This window comes from Microcystis sp. M49636_WE2 (assembly GCF_030065375.1).
GTDB lineage: Bacteria > Cyanobacteriota > Cyanobacteriia > Cyanobacteriales > Microcystaceae > Microcystis > Microcystis aeruginosa_C.
Window position 1 is genome coordinate 1 of the sequence record NZ_JASJFG010000397.1, and the last position, 2,091, is coordinate 2,091.

The 2,091-nt window shown below is 43.0% G+C and carries 1 protein-coding gene and 1 pseudogene; one reads left to right on the top strand and one right to left on the bottom strand.

Translation table 11 applies throughout. The features are described from left to right. Positions 1-542, bottom strand: a pseudogene (locus PX484_RS09550) (tetratricopeptide repeat protein); the annotation flags it as partial. A gap of 247 nt (positions 543-789) precedes the next feature. Here PX484_RS09550 and PX484_RS09555 point away from each other — a divergent pair. Further along, positions 790-1,845 carry a Fe(3+) ABC transporter substrate-binding protein gene (locus PX484_RS09555; protein WP_287667476.1) on the top strand — a complete coding sequence of 352 codons (1,056 nt, stop codon included), beginning with the start codon at positions 790-792 and terminating at the stop codon, positions 1,843-1,845. Positions 1,846-2,091 lie beyond the last annotated feature (246 nt).

Here is a 2,091-nt window from a genome sequence, read left to right on the forward strand (position 1 = left end):
ATGGCTCGTGCCAAACAGTTAAAAGATTCTGTTAGTCGGTTAATTATATAGTATAAATATCCTAAATCGTGCCAGATGTAAGCTAATTGTTCACGCCAAGATAAAATTCTTAAGTAAAAGTCCTCAGCTAAAGTATATTCTCGCCGATTAATTGCCTCTTGCACCTCTTGAAGACAGGAGTTTATCACCGTCAGGGCATAATTTTCTATCTCTTCATCCCCTTCTATTTCTTCTAATTCTAGCCACTGGAGATAGATTAATTTAGCTTCGGCAAACTGCCAGCAATCGAGATTTCTAATTATCTCTTTTTTGAGCAGCATAATTAAATCCTGACTGGACTCTGATTCTAACAGCCAAAATAACCAAATTTCTTGCGCTGTTGCTTGCTGCCCTAGCAGCAAATAAGCTAATCCCAGATAGGGATAATAATCAGTCACTTCCGGATGAACCGCCAGTGCTTGCTGACAAAATAACAATAATTGATTATAGTCTCCCGATGCTAACATTAGCTCGATCGCTTGTTGGTGATTACTGTTGATCATTATTTTGACTCTCGCTGCTTTTATTCCACAATACCCTCGATCGAGCTTAGGGTAACATTTTGGGCTTATTGAACTTAACTAGCGATAGATTCGAGGATTTATTAGCCCCATCAAAACCAAAAACCCTGATTTTACCTAGATTTTACCCGATCTACCGCCCTAGCCCAACAAATAATTTTTCGCACAGATAAGAATTATTCTCAATAGCTGTACAATAGGAAAAGACAACTTTACCAAGAATCGAGCAATGAACGATAAAATAACTCGTAGAGTCTTTCTAGGCGCAGGAACAGCCACCTTAGCCCTAGCGGTGGGTCAATTAGGGAAAATAAACGAGGTTTCCGCCCAAACTAACCAATTAAACCTCTATTCCTCCCGTCACTACAACACCGACCGACGATTGTATGACAACTTCACCCGACAAACGGGAATAAAAATTAACCTCGTCGAAGGGGAAGCGGACCCATTAATCGAACGGATTAAAAGCGAAGGCAGCAATAGTCCTGCCGATATACTCCTGACGGTAGATGCGGGGAGATTATGGCGGGCCGACCAACAGGGAATTTTTGCCCCGGTCAATTCCCGCATTCTCACCCAAAGAATTCCCGCTAATTTGCGTCACCCCAAAGGTCACTGGTTCGGGTTTAGTAAACGCTTGCGGGTAATCATGTATAACAAAGACAGAGTTAACCCCAGAGAAATCGATTCCTATGGGGATTTAACCAATCCCAAATGGAAAGGAAAAGTCGTCACCCGGTCATCTAGTAACATCTATAGTCAATCTTTTACCGCTTGGTTAATCGACATCCAAGGAGAAGCAGCCGCAGAAAAATGGTGTCGGGGATTAGTGGCTAATTTTGCCCGTTCACCCCAGGGAAATGATAAGGCACAAATCGAAGCTGTCGCCGCAGGAATTGCCGATTTAGCCCTAGCTAACACCTATTACTTAGCTGGGTATGCCGAAGAAAAAGACCCCGCTAAACGGGCAATTTATGACAAAGTAGGCGTAATTTTCCCCGACCAAACAGGGCGCGGCGCTCACGTTAATATTAGCGGTGGTGGTTTAATTAAAACCGCCCCCAATCGAGAATCGGCCATTAAATTTTTAGAGTATCTTTCTAGCAATGAAGCACAGAACTTTTTTGCTAAGGGTAATCAAGAATATCCCGTCGTTCGAGGAGTTACTTTAGACCCTGTTCTGGCAAAACTCGGACGCGGGAAAGAAGATACAGTTAGCGTGGCTAATTATGGTCCTAATTTAGCCAAAGCAGTACAGGTAATGAATCGCGCCAGTTGGAAATAAGTTATCAGTTATCAGTTATCAGTGGGAATTATGAATTATGAATTATGAATTATGAATTAGGAAGTTAGGAAAATTGAAGATATATTTTGGGTTCGATCCCCCCTGCCCCCCTTGATAAGGGGGGTGCCGATAGGCGGGGGGATCCCCCCTTGATAAGGGGGGTGCCGATAGGCGGGGGGATCCCCCTTAATAAGGGGGCATCTGACAGTTTTTAACACCTAACCACTTATGTTAAGGCAAATAAAA